At 72.8% G+C, this 19,084-nt stretch carries 17 protein-coding genes; 4 read left to right on the forward strand and 13 right to left on the reverse strand.

The genetic code is table 11. From position 1 onward, the window contains the following. Positions 1-23 precede the first annotated feature (23 nt). Entirely contained in the window at positions 24-4,205 is a 4,182-nt protein-coding gene (locus ACTG9Q_RS01730) for a beta strand repeat-containing protein (RefSeq protein ID WP_455570765.1), read from the forward strand. A gap of 72 nt (positions 4,206-4,277) precedes the next feature. Here ACTG9Q_RS01730 and ACTG9Q_RS01735 read toward each other — a convergent pair whose 3' ends face one another. After that, positions 4,278-5,030, reverse strand: coding sequence for a dioxygenase family protein (locus ACTG9Q_RS01735; protein WP_455570766.1), 753 nt, complete (start codon positions 5,028-5,030; stop codon positions 4,278-4,280). 178 nt (positions 5,031-5,208) lie between these two features. Here ACTG9Q_RS01735 and ACTG9Q_RS01740 point away from each other — a divergent pair, with 178 nt between their 5' ends. After that, complete coding sequence (locus tag ACTG9Q_RS01740; protein WP_455570767.1) at positions 5,209-5,574, forward strand: nuclear transport factor 2 family protein; 366 nt, start codon at positions 5,209-5,211, stop codon at positions 5,572-5,574. 55 nt (positions 5,575-5,629) lie between these two features. On the opposite strand, the gene ACTG9Q_RS01745 is transcribed toward ACTG9Q_RS01740, so the two are convergent. From ACTG9Q_RS01745 to ACTG9Q_RS01790, 10 genes are all read right to left on the reverse strand, one after another. After that, positions 5,630-6,667: an MAB_1171c family putative transporter gene (locus tag ACTG9Q_RS01745; protein WP_455570768.1), complete on the reverse strand. Its 1,038-nt coding sequence runs from the start codon at positions 6,665-6,667 to the stop codon at positions 5,630-5,632. Continuing rightward, positions 6,660-7,121 carry a hypothetical protein gene (locus ACTG9Q_RS01750; protein ID WP_455570769.1) on the reverse strand — a complete coding sequence of 154 codons (462 nt, stop codon included), beginning with the start codon at positions 7,119-7,121 and terminating at the stop codon, positions 6,660-6,662. The genes ACTG9Q_RS01745 and ACTG9Q_RS01750 overlap by 8 nt, the downstream gene beginning before the upstream one ends. Beyond that, on the reverse strand, positions 7,118-7,543 hold the full coding sequence (locus tag ACTG9Q_RS01755) for a helix-turn-helix domain-containing protein (protein ID WP_455570770.1): 426 nt from the start codon (positions 7,541-7,543) through the stop codon (positions 7,118-7,120). The genes ACTG9Q_RS01750 and ACTG9Q_RS01755 overlap by 4 nt, the downstream gene beginning before the upstream one ends. Before the next feature lie 337 nt (positions 7,544-7,880). After that, positions 7,881-10,085 carry a replicative DNA helicase gene (gene dnaB / locus ACTG9Q_RS01760; RefSeq protein ID WP_455570771.1) on the reverse strand — a complete coding sequence of 735 codons (2,205 nt, stop codon included), beginning with the start codon at positions 10,083-10,085 and terminating at the stop codon, positions 7,881-7,883. A gap of 407 nt (positions 10,086-10,492) precedes the next feature. Further along, a complete protein-coding gene (gene rplI, locus ACTG9Q_RS01765) occupies positions 10,493-10,948 on the reverse strand; it encodes a 50S ribosomal protein L9 (RefSeq protein WP_455570772.1) in 456 nt (151 codons plus the stop codon). 14 nt (positions 10,949-10,962) lie between these two features. Beyond that, positions 10,963-11,211 carry a 30S ribosomal protein S18 gene (gene rpsR, locus ACTG9Q_RS01770; RefSeq protein WP_455570773.1) on the reverse strand — a complete coding sequence of 83 codons (249 nt, stop codon included), beginning with the start codon at positions 11,209-11,211 and terminating at the stop codon, positions 10,963-10,965. Between the two features lie 37 nt (positions 11,212-11,248). After that, positions 11,249-11,758, reverse strand: a complete 510-nt coding sequence (locus tag ACTG9Q_RS01775; protein ID WP_455570774.1) for a single-stranded DNA-binding protein — start codon at positions 11,756-11,758, stop codon at positions 11,249-11,251. Positions 11,759-11,768: 10 nt separating this feature from the next. Continuing rightward, positions 11,769-12,059 (reverse strand): 30S ribosomal protein S6, encoded by a 291-nt coding sequence (gene rpsF, locus ACTG9Q_RS01780; protein WP_455570775.1) that lies wholly within the window; start codon positions 12,057-12,059, stop codon positions 11,769-11,771. A gap of 87 nt (positions 12,060-12,146) precedes the next feature. Then, positions 12,147-13,007 (reverse strand): hypothetical protein, encoded by an 861-nt coding sequence (locus ACTG9Q_RS01785; protein WP_455570776.1) that lies wholly within the window; start codon positions 13,005-13,007, stop codon positions 12,147-12,149. Between the two features lie 92 nt (positions 13,008-13,099). Continuing rightward, a complete protein-coding gene (locus tag ACTG9Q_RS01790; RefSeq protein WP_455570777.1) occupies positions 13,100-14,125 on the reverse strand; it encodes a hypothetical protein in 1,026 nt (341 codons plus the stop codon). Between the two features lie 191 nt (positions 14,126-14,316). Between ACTG9Q_RS01790 and ACTG9Q_RS01795 the strand changes: the two genes are divergently transcribed. Then, positions 14,317-15,087 carry a deoxyribonuclease IV gene (locus ACTG9Q_RS01795; protein ID WP_455570778.1) on the forward strand — a complete coding sequence of 257 codons (771 nt, stop codon included), beginning with the start codon at positions 14,317-14,319 and terminating at the stop codon, positions 15,085-15,087. Positions 15,088-15,134: 47 nt separating this feature from the next. Next, the gene (locus ACTG9Q_RS01800) at positions 15,135-16,502 is read left to right on the forward strand and encodes a glycosyltransferase family 87 protein (RefSeq protein WP_455570779.1); all 1,368 of its coding nucleotides are present in this window, start codon (positions 15,135-15,137) and stop codon (positions 16,500-16,502) included. Here the strand turns inward: ACTG9Q_RS01800 and rarD are convergent. After that, positions 16,499-17,413, reverse strand: coding sequence for an EamA family transporter RarD (rarD, locus tag ACTG9Q_RS01805; RefSeq protein WP_455570780.1), 915 nt, complete (start codon positions 17,411-17,413; stop codon positions 16,499-16,501). The genes ACTG9Q_RS01800 and rarD overlap by 4 nt on opposite strands. Positions 17,414-17,498: 85 nt before the next feature. After that, positions 17,499-19,046 (reverse strand): glycosyltransferase family 87 protein, encoded by a 1,548-nt coding sequence (locus ACTG9Q_RS01810; protein WP_455571298.1) that lies wholly within the window; start codon positions 19,044-19,046, stop codon positions 17,499-17,501. Positions 19,047-19,084: the final 38 nt, after the last annotated feature.

A 19,084-nucleotide genomic window follows, 5' to 3' on the forward strand; every position in this document is an offset into this window, starting at 1 on the left:
AACCACTGAAGGAGAACACCAGAATGCAAACCTGGGCGAAGCGCGGTATCCAGACCGCGCTGGTCACGGGTGGCCTGTTGATGCTGGGCACCGGCATCGCGGCGGCCGACGACAACATCCACCCGGACACGCCACCCTCGCCGCTGGACGCGAGCGTGCAGGTTCCCGTCAAGGTCGGCGAGAACGTGATCGCCACCCCGCAGGGCAAGCGGCACCTGCCCGCGGTGGACCGCCAGATCGCGGTGACCCCCGCCGCGGTGACCCCGAGGGTCCCGGCGGCCAAGAAGGTCACCGAGAAGGTGGCGAAGGCGGCCGCCGACGAGAACGACGTGCTGCGCGGCAACAAGGCCGCGGGCAACGTCGTCGCCCCGGTGAAGGTCACCGGCAACGCCGTGGCCCTCGGCGACGACGTCACCGTGGCCGACAGCTCCAGCCAGCACGCCGCCCACACCCACGACATGTACACCGACGGCAGCGACAAGGCCCTGGCGGGCAACGCCGTCCACCTGGCCTACGGCCTGCCCATCGACGTCAGCGGCAACGCCGTCGCCGCGGGCGGCTCGGCCACCACGGCCAACTCCTCCGAGCAGAGCGCCGCGGCCGACGGCGACATCGCCACCAACGGCGACAAGGGCGTGTTCTCCGGCAACGTCATGGCCGGGCACGGCGCGACCCCGGTCGAGCTGAGCGGCAACGGCCTCGCGGCGGCGGGCATCGCCAACACCGCTTCCGAGGCGTCCTCGAGCGCCACTTCCGGCGGCACCATCGAGAACGGCGGCGACGACGGCGTGCTGTCGGGCAACGGGGGCGGCGCCCCCGTCGCCGTCCCGGTGCGCGGCTCCGGCAACTCCGCGGCCGTGCTCGGCATCGCCGACACGCGGTCCTCGGCCGACACCACCGCGCAGGCGGGCGACGAGCGGCCCGACCTGTACGGCGTGCCGTCCTACATCGAGACCGACGGCGGCCACGGCGCCACCATGTCCGGCAACGCCGCGCAGCCCGCGGTGTCCGGCCCGATCGCGCTGGACTGCAACGGCGTCGGGGGCGGCGGCAACGTCGACTCGCAGTGCGTCACCACGGCCGACGCGGGCGCGGGCGGCGGCACCCGCACCTTCGGCGACGCGTCGGTGCTCTCCGGCGCCATCGCCTCCGGGCCGGTCGCGCTGCCCGCCCAGGGGCAGGGCAACTGCGGCGCGGTGGCGGGCAACTGCGATGTCACCGCGGTCAACGAGGTCGGCTCCGACGCGGGCGGCGACGGCCACACCCGCGGCCACGACAGCGTGCTCTCCGGCTCCACCGGCACCGTCCCGGTCTCCGGCCCGGTCGACCTGTGCGGCAATGCCACCGGCGGCCTGGGCAAGACCGACGTCGTGTGCGACAACACCTCCACCACCCACGCGGGCGGCGCCACCGGCACCACCGGCTCGGACTCCATCGTGGGCGGCAACCACGGCTCGGCGCCCGTCGCCGTCCCGGTCGCGGGCCTCGGCACCACGGCGGGAGCGCTCGGCGACGCCGAGACCGTGATCGCGCAGGACAAGGTCGCCACCGCGGGCGGCGCCAACAGCACCGACGACGACGCCGCGCTCGGCGCGGCCAACCTGGTCACCGTCCCGGTCGCCGGGCCGGTGCAGAGCTTCAGCAACGGCGCGGGCGTCGGCGCCACCGTCGAGTCCGAAATGGACGGCACGACCGACGTCACCGCGGGCGGCCCATCGCGGGCCAAGGGCACGATGGGCACCGGATCGGGCAACGTCGGGCAGGTCCCGGTCGCGGCGCCGACGCAGCTGTTCGGCTCCGGCGCCACGGCCGCGGGCAACGGCAAGCACAACGGGGTCAACGCCACCTCGTCCGCCGCGGGCGGCCACGCGCTGACCGACGGCGCCGACGGCAGGGCCTCCGGCAACCTGGTCACCGTCCCGGTCGCCTCGACCGCGCAGGGCTTCGGCGTCGCGGGCGCCGCGGCCGGTGACAACGTCGCCGTGGCCGACAACGCCACCGCGACCGCCGCGGGCGGCGACGGCGCCACCAGCGGCAGGTTCGGCACCGCGTCCGGCAACGTCGTCGGCGCCCAGGCGCTGCCGATCGGGCAGACCTTCGGCCCGGCCGTCTCGGGAGCGGCGGGCGACGCCAGCGGCGCGGCCACCAGCTCCACCCACGGCACCTCCGGCGGGGACCTGAGCACCAACGGCGACCACGGGACGCTGTCGGGCAACCTGGTCGACAGCCCGGTCGCCGCCATGGCCCAGGGCCACGGCGACGGCGTGGCGGCCGTCGCGGCCGACTCCGCGGGCGTTTCCGACAACATCACCACCGGCAGCGCCGGTGGCGTCGGCACCACCAGCGGCGCGGGCGGCCGCCTCAACGGCATGGACGTCGCCACCCCGGTCGGCGCGGACGCGCCGGTCTACGACGTGCCGGTCGCGGTCGTGGCCGACGCCATGACCAGCGGCGTGCACGCCAACGACGTCACCGTCGGCGAGCGGGAGCCGACCATCGAGGTGCCGGAGACCAAGGTGCTCGAAGCCACCGAGCTGCCCACCCTGCCGAAGCCGGGAAGCCTGGCGCTGCCCAGGCCGTTCGCGCTGACCGGCGGCCAGGCCCGCGCGGGCGACCCGATCACGGGCCTGCTGGGCGGCGTGACCGCGGGCACCCCCGTGGGCGCCCTGACCGGCGGCACCCTGCTGGGCGGCGTGACCGGCGGCAGCAACCCCCTGGGTGGCCTGACCGGCGGGAACCCGCTGGGCGCCCTGACCGGCGGCGTAACCCGCTCCGAGGACCCGATCACGGGTCTGCTGGGCGGCGTGACCGGCGGCGACCTGCTGGGTGGCGTGACCGGTGGCAGCCCGGTGGGTGCGCTGACCGGCGGCGACCTGCTGGGCGGTCTGACCGGTGGGAACCCGCTGAGTGGCGTGACCGGCGGCCTGACCCGCTCTGAGGACCCGATCACGGGCTTGCTGGGCGGCATGACCGCGGGCACCCCGGTGGGTGCCCTGACGGGCGGCGACCTGCTCGGCGGCGTGACCGATGGCGACCTGCTGGGTGGCGTGACCGGTGGGAACCCGCTGAGTGGCGTGACCGGTGGCGTGACCCGCTCCGATGACCCGATCACGGGTCTGCTGGGCGGCGTGACCGCGGGCACCCCGGCGGGCGCCGTGACCGGCGGCGACCTGCTGGATGGCGCGAGCGGCAGGAACCCGCTGGGTGGCGTCACCGGTGGTCTGACCCGCTCTGCGGACCCCATCACGGACGTGCTGGGCAACCTGGTCGGTGGCCAGGGTGGTCCGCTGGGCGCCGTGACCGGCGGGGACCTGCTCGGTGGCGTGACCGGCGGGAACCCGCTGGGCAGCGTGACCGGCGGTGGCCTGACCCGCTCTGAGGACCCCATCACCGGCTTGGTGGGCAACCTGGTCGGTGGCCAGGGTGGTCCGCTGGGCAGCGTGACCGGCGGCGACCTGCTCGGCGGCGACCTGCTGGGTGGCGTGACCGGCGGCGGCCCGCTGGGCGGTCTGACCGGTGGCCTGACCCGCTCCGAAGACCCCATCACGGGCCTGGTGGGCAACCTGGTCGGTGGCCAGGGTGGTCCGCTGGGCGCCGTGACTGGTGGCGACCTGCTCGGTGGCGTGACCGGTGGCGACGCCCTGGGCGGCCTGACCGGCGGCGGCCCGCTGGGTGGGCTGACCGGCGGCCTGACCCGCTCCGTCGACCCCACCCGGACCGTGGCGGACGAGCTGCCCGCCCGCGGGGTCAGCGACGCGGCCAAGAAGGTGGTCCGCGACGTGGTGGGCCAGAGCGCGCTGGGTGGCCTGTCCCGCTCCGGTGAGCCCGCCTCGGGCCAGCTGGACGGCGCCAAGGGCCTCAGCCCGATGGGCAGCCTGACCGGCGGGACCACCGCCCTGCAGGGCCTGGACGACATCACCATCCGCACCGTCACCGGGATGGCCGCTGGCCTGCTCGGCGCGGACGTGCCCACCCCCCGCGACGCCGCTCCGGTCATGCCCGGCCTGACCGGCGTCTCGGGTCTGGAGAACGTCGAGGGCTCCTTCTCCGGCACCCTCGTCGAGACCCCCGCGGTGGACCGGTTCCCGGTCCGGACCCCCGCGCTGTCGGACCTGGACTCCCGGTTCGCCCTCCCGACCGCCGACGGCTCCTCCCTGGCCGACACGCGGTCGCGGCTGAGCGGGCTGGTCGGCCGGATCGGCTGACCACCGATCCACAGTGGACAGGCCCGGGAGTGCTCCCGGGCCTGTTTGCTGTCCGCGGTATTTCGCGGCGGGTTACCCGAACTGCCAGGAGCGCTTGGCCAGGCCGTACCAGAAGCCGTCGATCACGCTGTGCCCCTGCTCACCCCCGGCGGCGCCGAGCGCGACGAACAGCGGCGCGAAGTGCTCGGTGCGGGGGTGCGCGAGCGCCGCGGCGGGGGCCTTGCGCTGGAAGTCGACGAGGGCGTCGAGGTCGCCCCCGCTCAGGGCCCGGTTGCCCCAGTCGTCGAACTCGCTCGACCAGGCGGGCGGGGCGCTGCCGGGGCGGGCGGCGCCCATGCCGGAGAGGTTGTGGGTGAAGAAGCCGCTGCCGATGATCAGCACGCCCTCCTCGCGCAGGGGCTTGAGCCGGGCGCCGAGGGCGATCAGTTCCCCGGGGTCCAGCGTGGGCATGGAGATCTGCAGGACCGGGACGTCGGCGTCAGGGAACATCTCGACCAGCGGCACGTAGGCGCCGTGGTCGAGGCCGCGCCCGGGATCGTCGGCGGTGTTCTTGATGAGCGCGCGGACCTTGGCGGCCAGCTCGGGGGCGCCGGGAGCCGGGTAGGTGACGCGGTAGTACTTCTCCGGGAAGCCCCAGAAGTCGTAGGTCAGCGGCACGGTCCCGGTCGCGCCCAGCAGGACCGGCGCGGCCTCCCAGTGCGCGGAGACGACCAGGATCGCCGTGGGCCGGGGCAGGTCCGCCGACCACGCGGCCAGCTGCGCGGTCCAGGCGCGGTCGTCGGCCAGCGGCGGCGCGCCGTGGCTGAGGTAGAGCACGGGCTGCATCGGGCTACTCCCTTGAATATTAAACAATCTATCCGACGCCCCGTGCCCCGGCGATATTCCCTGACGCGGCCCTGACCCCGACCTGACGCGTGATCGACTCGGCGCGCGGTGTGCCGGCAAGGTGGACTCGTTGCCGGCCGCGACGGACTCCACCAGCTCTCTATGAAGGGGAATTCGCGTGAGCGACCTCAAGGAACTCGTCGACCGCTACCTCCAGGTGTGGAACACCCCCGACGCCGACGCCCGCCAGGCCATCATCGCCGACCTGTGGACCGCCGACGGCGTCTACGTCGACCCGCTGATGGACGTCCAGGGACCTGAGGCCATCAACGCGGGCATCGGCGCCGCCCTGGCCCAGTTCGCAGGCCACGACATCACCCTCCTCGGCGAGGTCGACGCCCACCACAACACCGCCCGCTTCCGCTGGCAGCTCGTCCCGGTCGGCGGCGGCGAGTCCGTCGTCGAGGGCTTCGACGTCGTCGTCGTCCAGGACGGCCGCTTCTCGGGCGTCTACGGCTTCATCGACAAGATGCCCGCCGCCTGACCTCACGCGAAAAAGGCGCGGACCCGCTGGGGTCCGCGCCTTTTGTCGAGAAGTTTCAGTGAGGATGTCGGAGACGGAAGGCGTCCGCGACCTCGCACAGGTACAGGGTGTCGCTGTCGAGGTCGAGCCCACCGGGGCCGGGTTTCCCCGGCCGGGCGGGCGATGCGGTCTCGGCGCGCGCGGTGATCGCCGCGGCGATCACCGCGGCTTCGACCGCTATCTCGTCCGCGCCGCCCGCCCTGGCCGTGGCGGCGACGTCCTCGTCCCGGTAGGGCTGGAGGTCGAGCAGGCCGTCCCGAATCTCGATCACCCGCCGGTACAGGCGCAGGCGCATGTTCCAGAACCCGATCCGCTGGGTCAGCGCGATGGCCGGGTCCGCCTCGTACAGCGCCTGCCAGAGCGGGCCCAGCCGCCGGTACCGCCGGTATCGGCGCCACCAGCCCGCCACCGCGGGGACGGCGACGCCGAGCAGCACGAGGAGGTGCGCGGTGTTGGGCGCCACCGCGCTGACCACGAACAGGTGCCCCAGCTCGTAGTCGAACCCGAACCGGCCGGACGCCGTGCGCACGACCCTGTTCACGAGGTAGGCCAAGGCCAGCGCGGTGCCGAGCACGATCAGGCGCAGGCCGATCCGCAGCGCGCGATCCGCCGTGACGCGGGCGTAGCGCAGGCAGAGGCGGATCACGTTGCCGAACGCGGGCGTCAGCGTCAGCAGGTAGACGACCCAGTACTCGAACACCCACGGCGAGTGCGGCCACAGGTCCGGGGTCAGCGCGTAGAGGAGGCACATCACCGCGAACATGCCCGTCGCCCACCACAGGTTCCAGCGGCTGCGGGGCAGGCCGTTCAGCTGGGCGAGGAGGTCCTGGGCCGACCACGCCACGAGCACCATGCCCGCGTGCCCCACGAGCCTGGCCAGGTTGACCGACCCGCTCAGCCAGGTGATCGCCGCGTGGCCCGCCGGGGTCAGCGCGGTCAGGGAGAGGGCGAGGCCCAGCAGCAGCCAGCGGAGCACGCCGCCACTCCCACGCCTGCCGAACAGCAGCAGCCAGGCGATGCCCGGCGGGACGTAGCGGACGAGCAGCTCACCCATGGAAGCCGTCGAAGGCGTTGCGCAGCCGGTCGGTCAGGGTCGCGTCGGTGCGGGCGCGCTGGCGGATCAGCGAGGCCAGCATCTCCGCCTCGCGCTCCTCCTCCGTCGAGTACCCCGCGCGGCCCAGCACCCGTTGCACCAGCGCGGGATCAAGGCTGGGCAGCAGCGTCATGGCCTGCTCGGCCAGGCTGAGCGAGACCGGGTAGTGGTCGCACAGCACGTGTGCCAGCTCGTGCAGGACGATGTGCTCGCGGTGCGGCGGAGTGGTGTCCTGTTCGTAGAAGACCAGGTCGACGGTCTCGGTGGCGATCCACAGCCCGCACACGCCGGTGAGCCCCGCCATCGGCACCAGCCGGATCGGCCGCCCGCGCCGCGCGGCGATCCGCTCGGTCAGCGCGCCGAGGTCGAACGGCACGGGAATCTCCAGCCCTCGCAACCGCTTGCGCAGGCTCACCGACCGCCGTCCGACTCGGGCAGGCCCTCCAGCTCCCGCACCCGCTCGACCATGTCGGCGATGGTGGCCAGGCTTTTCGCGGACAACCCGGTGGCCCGCAACGCGATCTGCCGCACCGGCGTGTTCCGGAAGGCGTTCAGCAGGGCCAGTTCCGCGTCGATCCGCGCGGCCTCGGCGTCATCGAAGAAGTACGCGGGCGGCACGCCGAAGAACCCGGCCAGCGCCTCCAAGTGGCGCTTCGTCGGGTTGTCCCGCTGCCCCTTGCGCAACTGCCACACGTAGGTCGCCGAGATCGTCGGCCCACCCCTGGCCCTGATGGCCTCGGCGACCTCTTCGAAGGTGTACTCGCGGCCGTCGGCGGGCCGCACCGTGCGGAACAGGTGATCGACCCGCGCGGCCAGCCCTCCCACGCCCCCGGACATGGCGCTCAGCGTAGCGCCCGCACCGGCTCGGGTGGAGGTTCCGCTTCCACCCCTGTTGACGGCCCGCTTCGTTTTCAGTTTACTGGTGGAGTCGTCTTCTTAGCTGAGATGAATGACGCTCCGCATGGCGCGGGAGGAGACTCCCAGCGCCGGAAGATCACCCAGCGGACGCGCGCAGCGCAAAGCGCGGCGTCGCATGGCGTCGCGTCGGATGGACGCTGCTGGTCGGTGCCGCAGGCCGCTGTGGGGGGATCAGCGGCGTCGGACCGACCGGCACGTCGATTCCGAAGCGACGATCGAGGCCCGACCACTGGCTGGTCGGGCCTCGACCCTTTTGTCACCCCTGGGCCAGGTCGGCGAAGCGGCTGTAGTGGAGTTGGTGGGCGACGACGACGGTGGCTGTGGGGCCGGCGCGGTGCTTGGCGAGGATGAGGTCGGCCTCGCCCGCGCGGGGGTCGTCGCGCTCCCAGGCGTCGGGGCGGTTGATGAGCAGGACGATGTCGGCGTCCTGCTCCAGGGAGCCGGACTCACGCAGGTCGGAGAGCATCGGGCGCTTGTCGGTGCGCTGTTCGGGGCCGCGGTTCAGCTGGCTGATGGCGATGACCGGGACTTCCAGCTCCTTGGCGAGCAGCTTGAGCTGGCGGGAGAACTCCGAGACCTCCTGCTGGCGGGACTCCACCCGCTTGCCCGAGGACATCAGCTGCAGGTAGTCCACCACCACGAGCCGCAGGTCGTGGCGCTGCTTGAGGCGGCGGGCCTTCGCCCTGATCTCCATCATCGTCATGTTCGGGGAGTCGTCGACGAACAGCGGCGCCTCGCTGATCTCGCTCATCCTGCGGGCCAGCTTGGTCCAGTCGTCGTCGCCCATGCGGCCACCGCGCATGTCGGCCAGCCGAATCCGGGCCTCGGCGGAGAGCATGCGCATGACGATCTCGGTCTTGCTCATCTCCAGGCTGAAGATGACGCTGGTCATGCCGTTCTTGATGGAGCACGAGCGCGCGAAGTCCAGCCCCAGCGTGGAGTTGTGCGTGGGCACCATGGATCGCCCGGCCAGGTACAGGTGGTCGGCGTTGTCCACCTCGACGCACCGCACGGCGACGCTGGCGACAGGCCGGACGTCGGTGATGCGGCGCGACCCGGCCGGAGCGGGCGACGCCGCCCGGCGCTCCTTGAGCAGCAGGCGCTTGCGCTCCAGGCGGAACACGTCGTCGTCGGTGCCGAAGGTGACCGAAGCCGTGCCCGCCTCGCAGTGGTGGCCGAGACCGGCGATGAGGTCGCGCACGTCGTCGGCGAGCTCGTCGGTGCCCGCGGCGAAGCGCACCAGGCCGTCGTCGGTGACGTCGCCGTCGATGTCCAGCAGGCCCGCCAGCAGCGCGCGCCGCTGGTCGAGGGAACCGCGCAGGTACACCGCCGGGATGCGGGTTTCACCGCAGGGGGCGGCGGCATCGTGGCCCTCCGCCTCGACCTGGACGGCGATCTCCTCGTCCACGGCCGAGCGCCCGAGCCGGACACCCAGCACGTAGGGCGGCAGCGGGAGCAGGCGCGCAGGCAGGTCGAGCGGGGCGCTGTTGACGACCCGGTGGGTCGCGCGCGGGGTCTCGGCGAGCCGCGCGGTCGTCCGGACCTCGGCAGGCGCGCCGTCGCTCTCGGTCAGCCACTGGTGCTCGGCGTCGGCGACGATGACCGTGCCGTCGGAGAACTCCACCTCGTAGCACGGCCTGCCTGCCAGCACCTCGGTCGCCGCGACCACCGTCGTCGGGCGGCCGTCGGCGCCCAGGAGCCGGTCGCCGACAGCGACGGCGCCCATCGTGGTCCACCCGGTCGGGGTGGGCAGGGGGGTGTCGATGGCCAGGGCCTTCCCCACGCCGGGACGGGCCGCGACAATGATCATCTGGCCCGGGTGCAGGCCGTTGGTGATCTCGTCGAGGTCGGCGAACCCGGTGGGGATGCCCAGGGAGTTGCCGCCGCGGGAGGCGATGGCGTCGATCTCGTCCATGGTGGGCTGGAGGAGGTCCTCCAGCGCCACGTAGTCCTCGCTCATGCTGCGCTCGGTGACCTCGTAGATCGAGGCCTGCGCGCGGTCGACCACCTCGGTCACGTCGGCACCCTCCGCGCCCTGGTAGCCCAGCTGCACGATGCGCGTGCCCGCCTCCACCAGCCGCCGCAGGATGGCCTTCTCGGCGACGATCTCGGCGTAGTAGCCCGCGTTGGCCGCGGTCGGGACGGTCGCGATCAGGGTGTGCAGGTAGGGCGCGCCGCCGACGCGGCGGAGCTCGCCGCGGCGTTCGAGCTCGGCGGAGACCATGATCGGGTCGGCGGGCTCGCCGCGGCCGTAGAGGTCGAGGACGCAGTCGTAGATGATCTGGTGCGCCGGGCGGTAGAAGTCGCCGGGGCGCAGGGCCTCGACCACGTCGGCGATGGCGTCCTTGGACAGCATCATCCCGCCGAGCACGCTCTGCTCCGCGGCCAGGTCCTGCGGCGGCTGGCGGTCCATGCCGTGGTTCTGCGCGGGGGGCGGCGTTCGGTCGTCTGTCAGCGCCACAGCAGTCCCCTCGCGTTCGCGCCCGGTCTCCCGAGCGCTCGGAACGGTACGTCTCCCACCCGACAAGATCGCCGGGAAGCGGGCCCGTGAGGCGACGGTAGGGCACCCGCGCGGCCCGCCACAAAACGCGCCTGTGGATAACTTGGGGATGGTTCGGCAGGGCTGAGCACAGGTCCCCACCGCCCTGTGGACAATCTGGGGACAACTTGTGTGGCATTCACCGAACTAGCAGGTCAGAGCCTGTGCACAGGGTGTGGGCAAATCCGTGCGGCGTGTCGCGCCGGTTGGGCTGTTCGGCGTGTCGCGAAGGCCCGCCGTCGAGGCGGGGACGGGTAGCCTGTGGACAGGTTGTGGACAAGCGAAGCGCCCCTCCCGAAAGCCGGAAGGGGCGCTTTCTCGCGCGGAGATCAGCCCGCGGCGGACACCTCGACGGTGAACGCGGCGTGCACCTCGGGGTGCAGGCGGACGCTCACCGAGTGCTTGCCCACGGTCTTGATGTGGCTGTCGACCTCGACCGCGCGCTTGTCCAGCACGGGGCCGCCCGCGCGCTTGACAGCGGCGACGATGTCGGCGGTGGTGATCGAGCCGAACAGCTTGCCCGAGCCGGAGGCGGCCTTGGCCTTCAGCGGGACGCTGCCCAGCGAGGTCAGCTTGGCCTTGACCTCCTTGGCGTGGTCCAGGTCGCGAATCCGGCTGGCCTCCTGGGCCCGGCGGATGACCTGGACCTGCTTCTCGGCGCCCTTGGAGGCGACGATCGCGTAGCCGCGGGGCAGCAGGTAGTTGCGCCCGTAGCCGTCCTTGACCTCGACGATGTCGCCGGGGCCGCCCAGACCGCTGACGTCCTTGGTGAGGATGAGCTTCATGTCGCGTCCTCTCCTTAGCGGGCGGTCGAGGTGTAGGGCAGCAGGGCCACCTCGCGGGCGTTCTTGACCGCGATGGCGACGTCGCGCTGGTGCTGGCTGCAGTTGCCGGTCACCCGACGCGCGCGGATCTTGCCGCGGTCGGAGATGTACTTGCGCAGCAGCGTGGTGTCCTTGTAGTCGATGTTGACCGGACGCTGCTTCTTCTCGTCCTTGCAGAACACGCAAACCTTCTTCTTCGGCTTGCGGATGGGTGGCTTCGCCACGTCGTCTCCTGGATAGATCTAAAGAAAGGGGAAGGTCTTAGAAGGGCGGCTCGTCGTTGAAACCAGCACCGCCACCGCCGCCGCCGCCACCGCTGGACGCGGGCGGCGCGGAGCCCCACGGGTCGTCGGCGGGCGGGCCGGACTGGCCACCGCCACCGCCGAAGCCACCGCCGCCGGAACCGCGGCTGACCTTGTTGACCTTGGCCGTGGCGTACTTCAGCGATGGGCCGATCTCGTCGACCTCCAGCTCCATGACCGTGCGCTTCTCGCCCTCACGGGTCTCGAACGAGCGCTGCTTGAGCCGCCCGCTCACGATGACCCGCGCGCCCCTGGTCAGGGACTCGGCCACGTTCTCCGCCGCCTGGCGCCAGATGTTGCAGCGCAGGAACAGCGCCTCGCCGTCCTTCCACTCCCCCGACGCCTTGTCGAAGGTGCGCGGGGTGGAGGCCACGGTGAAGCTCGCCACGGCCGCCCCGGAGGGGGTGAACCGCAGCTCGGGGTCAGCGGTCAGGTTGCCGATGACGGTGATCGTCGTGTCGCCAGCCATGTCGCGGGCCTCAGGCTGTCTCGCGCCGCAGGACCTTGGTCCGCAGCACGGACTCCTGCAGCGAGAGCTGGCGGTCCAGCTCCTTGACGGCGTCGGGCTCGGCGTTGACGTCCAGCACCGCGTAGATGCCTTCGGTGTGCTTCTTGATCTCGAACGAGAGGCGGCGCTTGCCCCAGATGTCGACCTTCTCGACGTTGCCGCCCGACGTCCGGATCACGTTGAGGAACGTTTCCAGCGACGGGGCGACGGTGCGCTCATCGAGTGTGGGGTCGAGGATGACCATGACCTCGTAATGACGCATGAAGACCACTCACCTCCTGTGGACTCGGCGGCCACGGACGTTCCGTGGCAGGAGGGTCTGCAGGGCGGAGCGTAACAGCCGCGGTGCCTAGGCCCTGCGCAGCACCCAGGTACGCACGAGCGCACCGGTGACCACCGACAGGAGCAGCACCGCCAGCAGGATGGGGAACGCCACCTGGCCGCCGCCGACCGGCAGCAGGGCCTGGGCGCCGCCCGCGGTGCGGACGGCGGCCTCGTCCTGGCCGAGCAGGCCGAACTGCGGGGTGTAGCCGGGCACGGCGCCGTAGCGGGCGTCGGGGCTGGGCAGGAACAGGCCCGCGCGGGCGGCGGGGACCTCGCCGTGGTCGCGCTGGGCGGCGCGGGCGAACCGCGCCGGGTCGTAGAGGGCGACCTCGCCGGGGGCCGGGTCGGCGCCGCCGACCGGCTGGGTGTTGGGGGTGGTCGACGGGTCGCCGCCCGCGCCGGGCTTGGCGGGCGGGGCCACCGGGGTCTCGCCGGGTGTCTCGCCCGCCGGGTCGAGCGCGCGGACGTCCATGCCGCAGGAGTCCGCGACCAGCGCGCGCACGGCCTCGGTGGCGACGTCGGCGGCCGGGGCGACCTCGGGCATCGGGGCCACGACCTCGGCCACCGCGTCGGCGATCGCCGCGCCGGTGATCCGCCCGTCGCCGCCGGGGACCGTGCCGACCGGGATGGCCGGGCCGAGCGGGAAGGCCAGCCCGACCGACGCCGAGCGCAGGGTGCCGAGGCCCTCGGTCTGCCGCACCGCCGTGGTCACCAGCCGCGACACCGCGATCCGGGACAGGTGCACCGGCTGGCCGCGGAAGGCGTGCACCGTCTGCGCGCAGTCCACGGCGAGGAACGGCAGCGGGGCCGCCGTGGCGGTGGGGCCCAGGCTCGCCGCGGCGCCCGCGGCCACGATGACGAGGGCCGAGCCGAGCAGCCTGCGCACGCGCGTGTCCCTTCATACGATCGGGTGACGGCCAGAACGATAGATCGTTCCGGTGGCTGCCGCTTGATCAGCCGCTTGATCAGGCTGCTTGATCAGGCCGCGGCGGTGCGGCGCAGGACCCAGGTGCGCACCAGGGCCGCGGTGACGCCGGACAGGATGAGCACGGCCAGCAGGACGGGCAGCGCGACGCGGTTGCCGCCCGCCGGGCCGATCGCCTCGGCGTAGCCCGCCGCCTGCACGCCGTCGCTGTCCGCCTCGCTGCCGAGGATGCCGAACTCCGGGGTGTAGCCGGGCACCGCGCCGCCGTAGCGGATCGCGGGTGACGGGGAGAACGCGCCGGGGGCGAAGGCGGGGATGCTGCCGTAGTAGTCCATGGGGACGCGGCCGAGACCGTTGTACAGCGGCACGCCGCCGGGGCCGACGCCGCCGACCACGGGGTTGGTCAGCGGCGGGGCGCCGCCACCGCCTCCGCCACCCGCGGGCGGGCCAGGTGTGCCGCCACCACCGCCACCGCCGCCACCGGGCGTGCCACCGGGGTTGCCCCCGGGCCTGCCGGGGTCCCCGGGCTGGCCGGGGCCGGGTGGCACGGGCTCGGTCACCTTCCTGGCGACCTCGCCGACCTTCTCGACGCCCTCCTGCACGGGCGCCGCGGCGGTGTTGACGACGTCCACGACGATGCGGCACGCGCCCGCCAGCGTGTCCTGCACGCCGGTGACGATGCCGCCGAGGACCGGTCCGATCAGCGGGACGCCCTGGATCGCCGACCTGATCCGCGGCACGGCCGCGGCGGCGATGGTGGTCCCGCTGATGGTGGTGTCCGCGTTCGGGATGACGCCAAGCGGGATGTCGCCCATGCCGCGCACCGCGCCCGCCACCCCGCCCGCGAGGGTGGGGCCGAGCAGCGGCACGGCGCGCACGACCGAGAGCACCGGGTCGAGCACCGCGCTGGGGCTCAGCGAGAGGGGTGTGCCCGGGGCGCCCTTGACCGACGCCGAGCAGCTGCCGACCACGATGGGCGCCGCGGCCGCGGCCGAACTCGTGCCCACCACCAGACCGGCGGAGGCGCCTCCCAGCACCAGGGCCAAACCCGCCGCGATCGTGCCGAGGCGCCGCCGCATCGTCAACCTCCCGGGTACCCGCGAGTAGCTTTCATTGGTAAAACGACGGTAACCCCATCGCGTGACGCCGACCAGGGGAGTTTCCCTACTTTGAGCGACGAGTGGCCCGGATGGAGCAGAGGGTGACCACTGGCGGTGCGGACGCAACCGAGGGCTACCGTCCGCGCCCGCGGCGACTACGCTCGCATTCCATGAGCATCGGCGCCCACGTCCGCGACGACGACCCGATCGGCGCGGCACGCGAACGCGAGGCCGACGTCGTGCAGTTCTTCCTGTCCGACCCGCAGGGCTGGGCCGCCCCGAAGCCGCACCCGCAGACCGCTGAGCTGCTCGAATCCGACCTGACGGTCTTCGTCCACTCCCCGTACCGGGTCAACCTCGCCAGCACGAACAACCGCATCCGCATCCCGTCGCGAAAACTCGTCGCGCAGCACGCGGAGGGCGCGGCCGCGGTCGGCGCGAAAGGGCTGGTCGTGCACGGCGGCCACGTCACCAAGGACGCCGACCCGGCCGAGGGCCTGGTCAACTGGCGCAAGTTCTTCGAGCGCCAGGACAAGGAGGGCGGCTTCGCCGTCCCCATCCTGATCGAGAACACCGCCGGTGGCGACAACGCGATGGTCCGCAGGTTCGACATGCTGGCCCGGCTCTGGGACGAGGTGGGCGAGTTCGGCGCCGGGTTCTGCCTGGACACCTGCCACGCCTTCGCCGCGGGGGAGGACCTCGTGGGCATCGTCGACCGGGTGAAGGCGATCACCGGGCGTATCGATCTCGTCCACCTGAACAGCTCCCGCGACGAGTTCGACTCCGCCCGCGACCGGCACGCCAACATCAAGACTGGCACGATCGAGGCCGAGCAACTCGTGGCTGTCGTGGCCGCGGCGGGCGCGCCGGTCGTCGTCGAGACCCCCAGCGAGGGCCAGGCGGAGGACATCGCGTTCCTGCGCGCCGCGCTCGGCGGGTGAGCGCGGTGGCCCGCGGCGTCACGGCATCAGGGAAGGCGGACACAGCGGTGCCCGATGCGGACCCCCGGTCCGGGGCCGGGCTCGGTCGCGTCGCGCTGGCCGTGCTGGTGCTGGCCTGCGGCGTCACGATGCTGCTGGGGTTCGCCAACAAGGACCGGTGCACCGGCCCCCTGTTCGACGCCTGGGGCCGCAGCGGCCCGGACTTCGACGAGCGCAAGTACGCCGACGCGTGCTACTCCGACATCCAGTACCTGTGGATCGGCCGCGACATCGACCGGCACGTGTTCCCGTACGTGCACGGCGGCATCACCGAGCGGGGCGAGCTGACCGGCGGCGCGGTCGAGTACCCGGTGCTCACCGGCCTGCTGATCTGGGCGGGCGCGCTGCTGGTGGACACCGACGCGGGCTTCCTGCTCGCCTCGGCGCTGCTGATGGCCCCGTTCGGCCTGGTCACCGCGTGGCTGCTGGGCAGGCTCTCCCGATGGCGGGCGCTGATCTGGGCGCTGTCGCCGCCGCTGGTGCTCTACGCCTTCCACAACTGGGAGCTGCCGGTCGTGGCGTGCGCGGTGGCCGCGGTCTACGTCGTGCACCGCGGGTGGGGCGCGCTCGGGGCCGACCGCCCGCTGCGCCCGCGCGCCGACGCCGCCGCGGTGCTGCTCGGGCTGGGGTTCGCGTTCAAGATCTACCCGGCGATCTTCGTGCTGCCGCTGATGCTCTACGTGCTGACCGGCGGGCGCGGCGGTCGCGAGCTGCCCGCGGGCAAGGTCCGCGACGTCGCGGGCATGGTCCGCACGGCGCTGGTGGCGATGGGGACCGCGGTCGCGGTGAACGTGCCGTTCGCGGTGGTCGGGTTCGACGGCTGGCTGGCGTCGTTCGTCTTCCAGGGCCAGCGCAAGGCCGACATCACCGCGAACTCGATCTGGTTCTGGGCGCTGCGCCCGGACTCCAACCCGGACAACGCGGTCGTGCACCGGCTCATCGACATCGCCTCGCCGGTGCTGATGCTCGCCTCCTTCGCCGTGGCCTGCGCGTACGGGTGGTCCCGCTACCAGCGCGAGGGCACCTACCCGTGGGTGGCGGTGTCCGCGGCGATGCTCTGCGGGTTCCTGCTGCTGCACAAGGTGCACTCGCCGCAGTACGCGCTGTGGCTGGTGCCGATGTTCGTGCTGGTCCGGATCAAGTGGGGCTGGCTGGCCGCCTACTTCACCGCCGACCTGGCGATGGGGGTCGGCATCTTCCTGTGGTTCGCCGCCATCGCGCGCGACGACCCCGCGGGCATCTACGACGGGTTCGCCGCGCAGGCGGTGATGATCGGCGTGTGGGGCCGCGCCGCGCTGCTGGTCGGGCTGTTCTTCGCGTTCCTGTCCACCCCGACGACGGTGGACGAGGACGAGTTCCTGCCCGCGCCGCGCTAAACCAGGTGGCGCTGGACCAGCGCGGGCCTGCGCACGGCCCGGCGCCGGTGGGCGAGCGACTCCGCGGTGATGAGCAGCAGCGCCGTCCAGACCAGGCCGAAGCCGATCCAGCGCGCCGGGGTCATCTGCTCGTGGAAGACGACGAGGCCGAGGATGAACTGGATGGTCGGGGTGACGTACTGCAGCATCCCGAGCGTGGCCAGCGGCACCCGGGTGGCGGCCCCGCCGAAGAGCAGCAGCGGGACCACGGTGACCACGCCCATGGCCACGAGCAGCGCAGCGTGCGCCCAGCCCGCGCCGCCGAAGTGGCCACCGCCGCCGCTGTGCAGGACGAGCAGGTAGCCCGCGGCCAGGGGCATGAGCAGCGCGGTCTCCACGGCCAGGCCCTCGACGGCGCCGATGTCGGCCTTCTTCTTCATCAGCCCGTAGGTGCCGAAGGTGGCGGCCAGGCCGAGGGCGAGCCAGGGCAGCCTGCCGTAGTCGACGGTCAGCTGGACCACCGCGGCGAAGGCGACGGCCAGCGCGGCCCACTGCCGCGGGCGCAGCCGCTCGCCGAGCACGGCGACGCCGATGAGGATGGTGACCAGCGGGTTGATGAAGTAGCCCAGCGACACCTCCACCACGTGGCCGTTGTTGACACCCCAGGTGAAGCCCAGCCAGTTGGCGCCGATGCAGACCGCGCCCACCGCGATGAGCCCGAGGGTCCTCGGCGCGCGCAGCACCGCGCGCAGGGTCTGCCAGCGGCGGATGGCGAACAGCAGGGCCGCCACGGCGACCAGCGACCAGACGATCCGGTGGGCCAGGATCTCCACCGCCCCCGAGGGCTTGAGCAGCGGGAAGTACAGCGGGAAGAAGCCCCAGCAGAGGTACGCCCCGAGCCCGAGGAGGAAGCCCTTCCGCTGAGTGCCCACGCTCGCCCCCCGATCATCCGACCATTGAGGCATGGTCTACCGGATCGCAGCACTCCGGGGCGAGCCCGTTATTCCCCGAGGTGACCTAAGTCGCCGGGACCGGCTCGCGCTTGTGCCGCAGCGTGAACTTGTCCGGCGCGTCCTCGATGACCCCGCCGAGGGGGTCGTCGTCGCCGTGGGCGCGCACGAGGTCGCGGTGCGGGCGGTAGATCTCGACGAGCACCATGACGCACAGCGCGATCACCGCGAGGTCGCGGGCGACGACGAAGCCGAGGAACCAGTCCTGCGGCAGGCCCTTGTTGTCGGTGCCCAGGTAGAACAGCATCCGCGGCGCCCACAGCGCGGCGTCGACGGCCATCCACGCCAGCAGCGGCTTCCACCTCGGTATCGCCAGGATCGCCAGCGGCACCAGCCACAGCGAGTACTGCGGGCTCCACACCTTGTTCGTCAGCAGGAACGCGGCCACGACCAGGAAGCACAGCTGCGCCACCCGCGGCCGGGTCGGCGCGTGCCAGGCCACGAACGCGATGCCCGCGCAGGCGACCAGCAGCAGCACGATGGTCACCGCGTTGAGCACCGACGGCGTCTGGCCGAAGGTGAGCGGCCCGTCGAAGCCCGGCCACTGCAGCCAGTGCATGACCACGTTGTAGAGCGAGTCGGGGTCGGCCCCGCGCAGCGAGTTGCGCCGGAAGAACTCGCCCCAGCCGCGCGCGGTCTCCTCGGACAGGATGAACGGCACGTTGACCGCCAGCCAGGCGATCACCGCGGCCAGCGCGGCCTGCCACCACTCGCGCATCTTCCCCGAGCGCACGCAGAGCACCAGCAGCGGTCCGAGGAAGAACACCGGGTACAGCTTCGCCGCGGCGCCGAGCCCCAGGAGCACGCCCGCCAGCACCGGCTGCTTGCGCGCCCAGGCGAGCAGCCCGACCGCGGCGAACGCGGTGGCGAGGGTGTCGAAGTTGGTGAACGCGTGCACCAGCACCAGCGGGGACAGCGCGATGAACGCCGCGTCCCACTTGCGGCGCCGCGCGCTCATCGCCACCGCCCAGATGGTGATGAGCCAGGCCAGCGCCAGCCAGATGGCGGTGATGTCGAAGTAGACGACGACGTCGAGCCCGCCGGGCAGCCAGCCGTCCTGGGACAGCGCCACCCAGCCCTGCGCCATCTTGGCGTTGACCCACATGAACATGCCGGTCAGCACCGGGTACTCCATGTACCGCTCGTGCTGGGTCGGCTTGCCCTCGTCGTCGTACCACATGGTGGCGTAGGGGAAGCCGCCCTTGTCCAGCCGCTCGGCGCCGTAGAGGGGGACGACGTCGGAGTAGCACATGGCGGTGAACTGCCTGCTGCCGCTCCAGTCCAGCCCGAAGGCGCCGTCGGCGCCCGCGTTCTGCTGGATGCACGCCGCCTTGCCGAACCAGCTCAGGGCCAGCGTGATGACGGCCAGCAGCAGCCCGACCCGCAGCGGCGTCCAGAACCAGTGCCTGCCCACCACCGCGTGCTCGCCGATCGGCCCGCCCAGCGGGACGCTGGCGTCGCGGGCCAGCGACTCGGTCAGCGACGGGCGGACCCGTTCGTCGGGCCCGAGCGAGGCGGTGTCGGGCACCCCGTCGACCCCGTCGGACTCCCCCACGGGCGACTCGTCACCGCGCCCACCCGCGGCGCCCCGCT

The sequence above is a fragment of the Actinokineospora lacus genome (genome assembly GCF_053813445.1).

Excerpts from the sequence above, each read along its gene's own strand:
- ACTG9Q_RS01730 (WP_455570765.1), top strand. The coding sequence starts at position 24 with ATGCAAACCTGGGCGAAGCGCGGTATCCAGACCGCGCTGGTCACGGGT.
- ACTG9Q_RS01735 (WP_455570766.1), bottom strand. The coding sequence starts at position 5,030 with ATGCAGCCCGTGCTCTACCTCAGCCACGGCGCGCCGCCGCTGGCCGAC.
- ACTG9Q_RS01745 (WP_455570768.1), bottom strand. The coding sequence starts at position 6,667 with ATGGGTGAGCTGCTCGTCCGCTACGTCCCGCCGGGCATCGCCTGGCTG.
- ACTG9Q_RS01755 (WP_455570770.1), bottom strand. The coding sequence starts at position 7,543 with ATGTCCGGGGGCGTGGGAGGGCTGGCCGCGCGGGTCGATCACCTGTTC.
- rplI (WP_455570772.1), bottom strand. The coding sequence starts at position 10,948 with ATGAAGCTCATCCTCACCAAGGACGTCAGCGGTCTGGGCGGCCCCGGC.
- ACTG9Q_RS01775 (WP_455570774.1), bottom strand. The coding sequence starts at position 11,758 with ATGGCTGGCGACACGACGATCACCGTCATCGGCAACCTGACCGCTGAC.
- rpsF (WP_455570775.1), bottom strand. The coding sequence starts at position 12,059 with ATGCGTCATTACGAGGTCATGGTCATCCTCGACCCCACACTCGATGAG.
- ACTG9Q_RS01790 (WP_455570777.1), bottom strand. The coding sequence starts at position 14,125 with ATGCGGCGGCGCCTCGGCACGATCGCGGCGGGTTTGGCCCTGGTGCTG.
- ACTG9Q_RS01795 (WP_455570778.1), top strand. The coding sequence starts at position 14,317 with ATGAGCATCGGCGCCCACGTCCGCGACGACGACCCGATCGGCGCGGCA.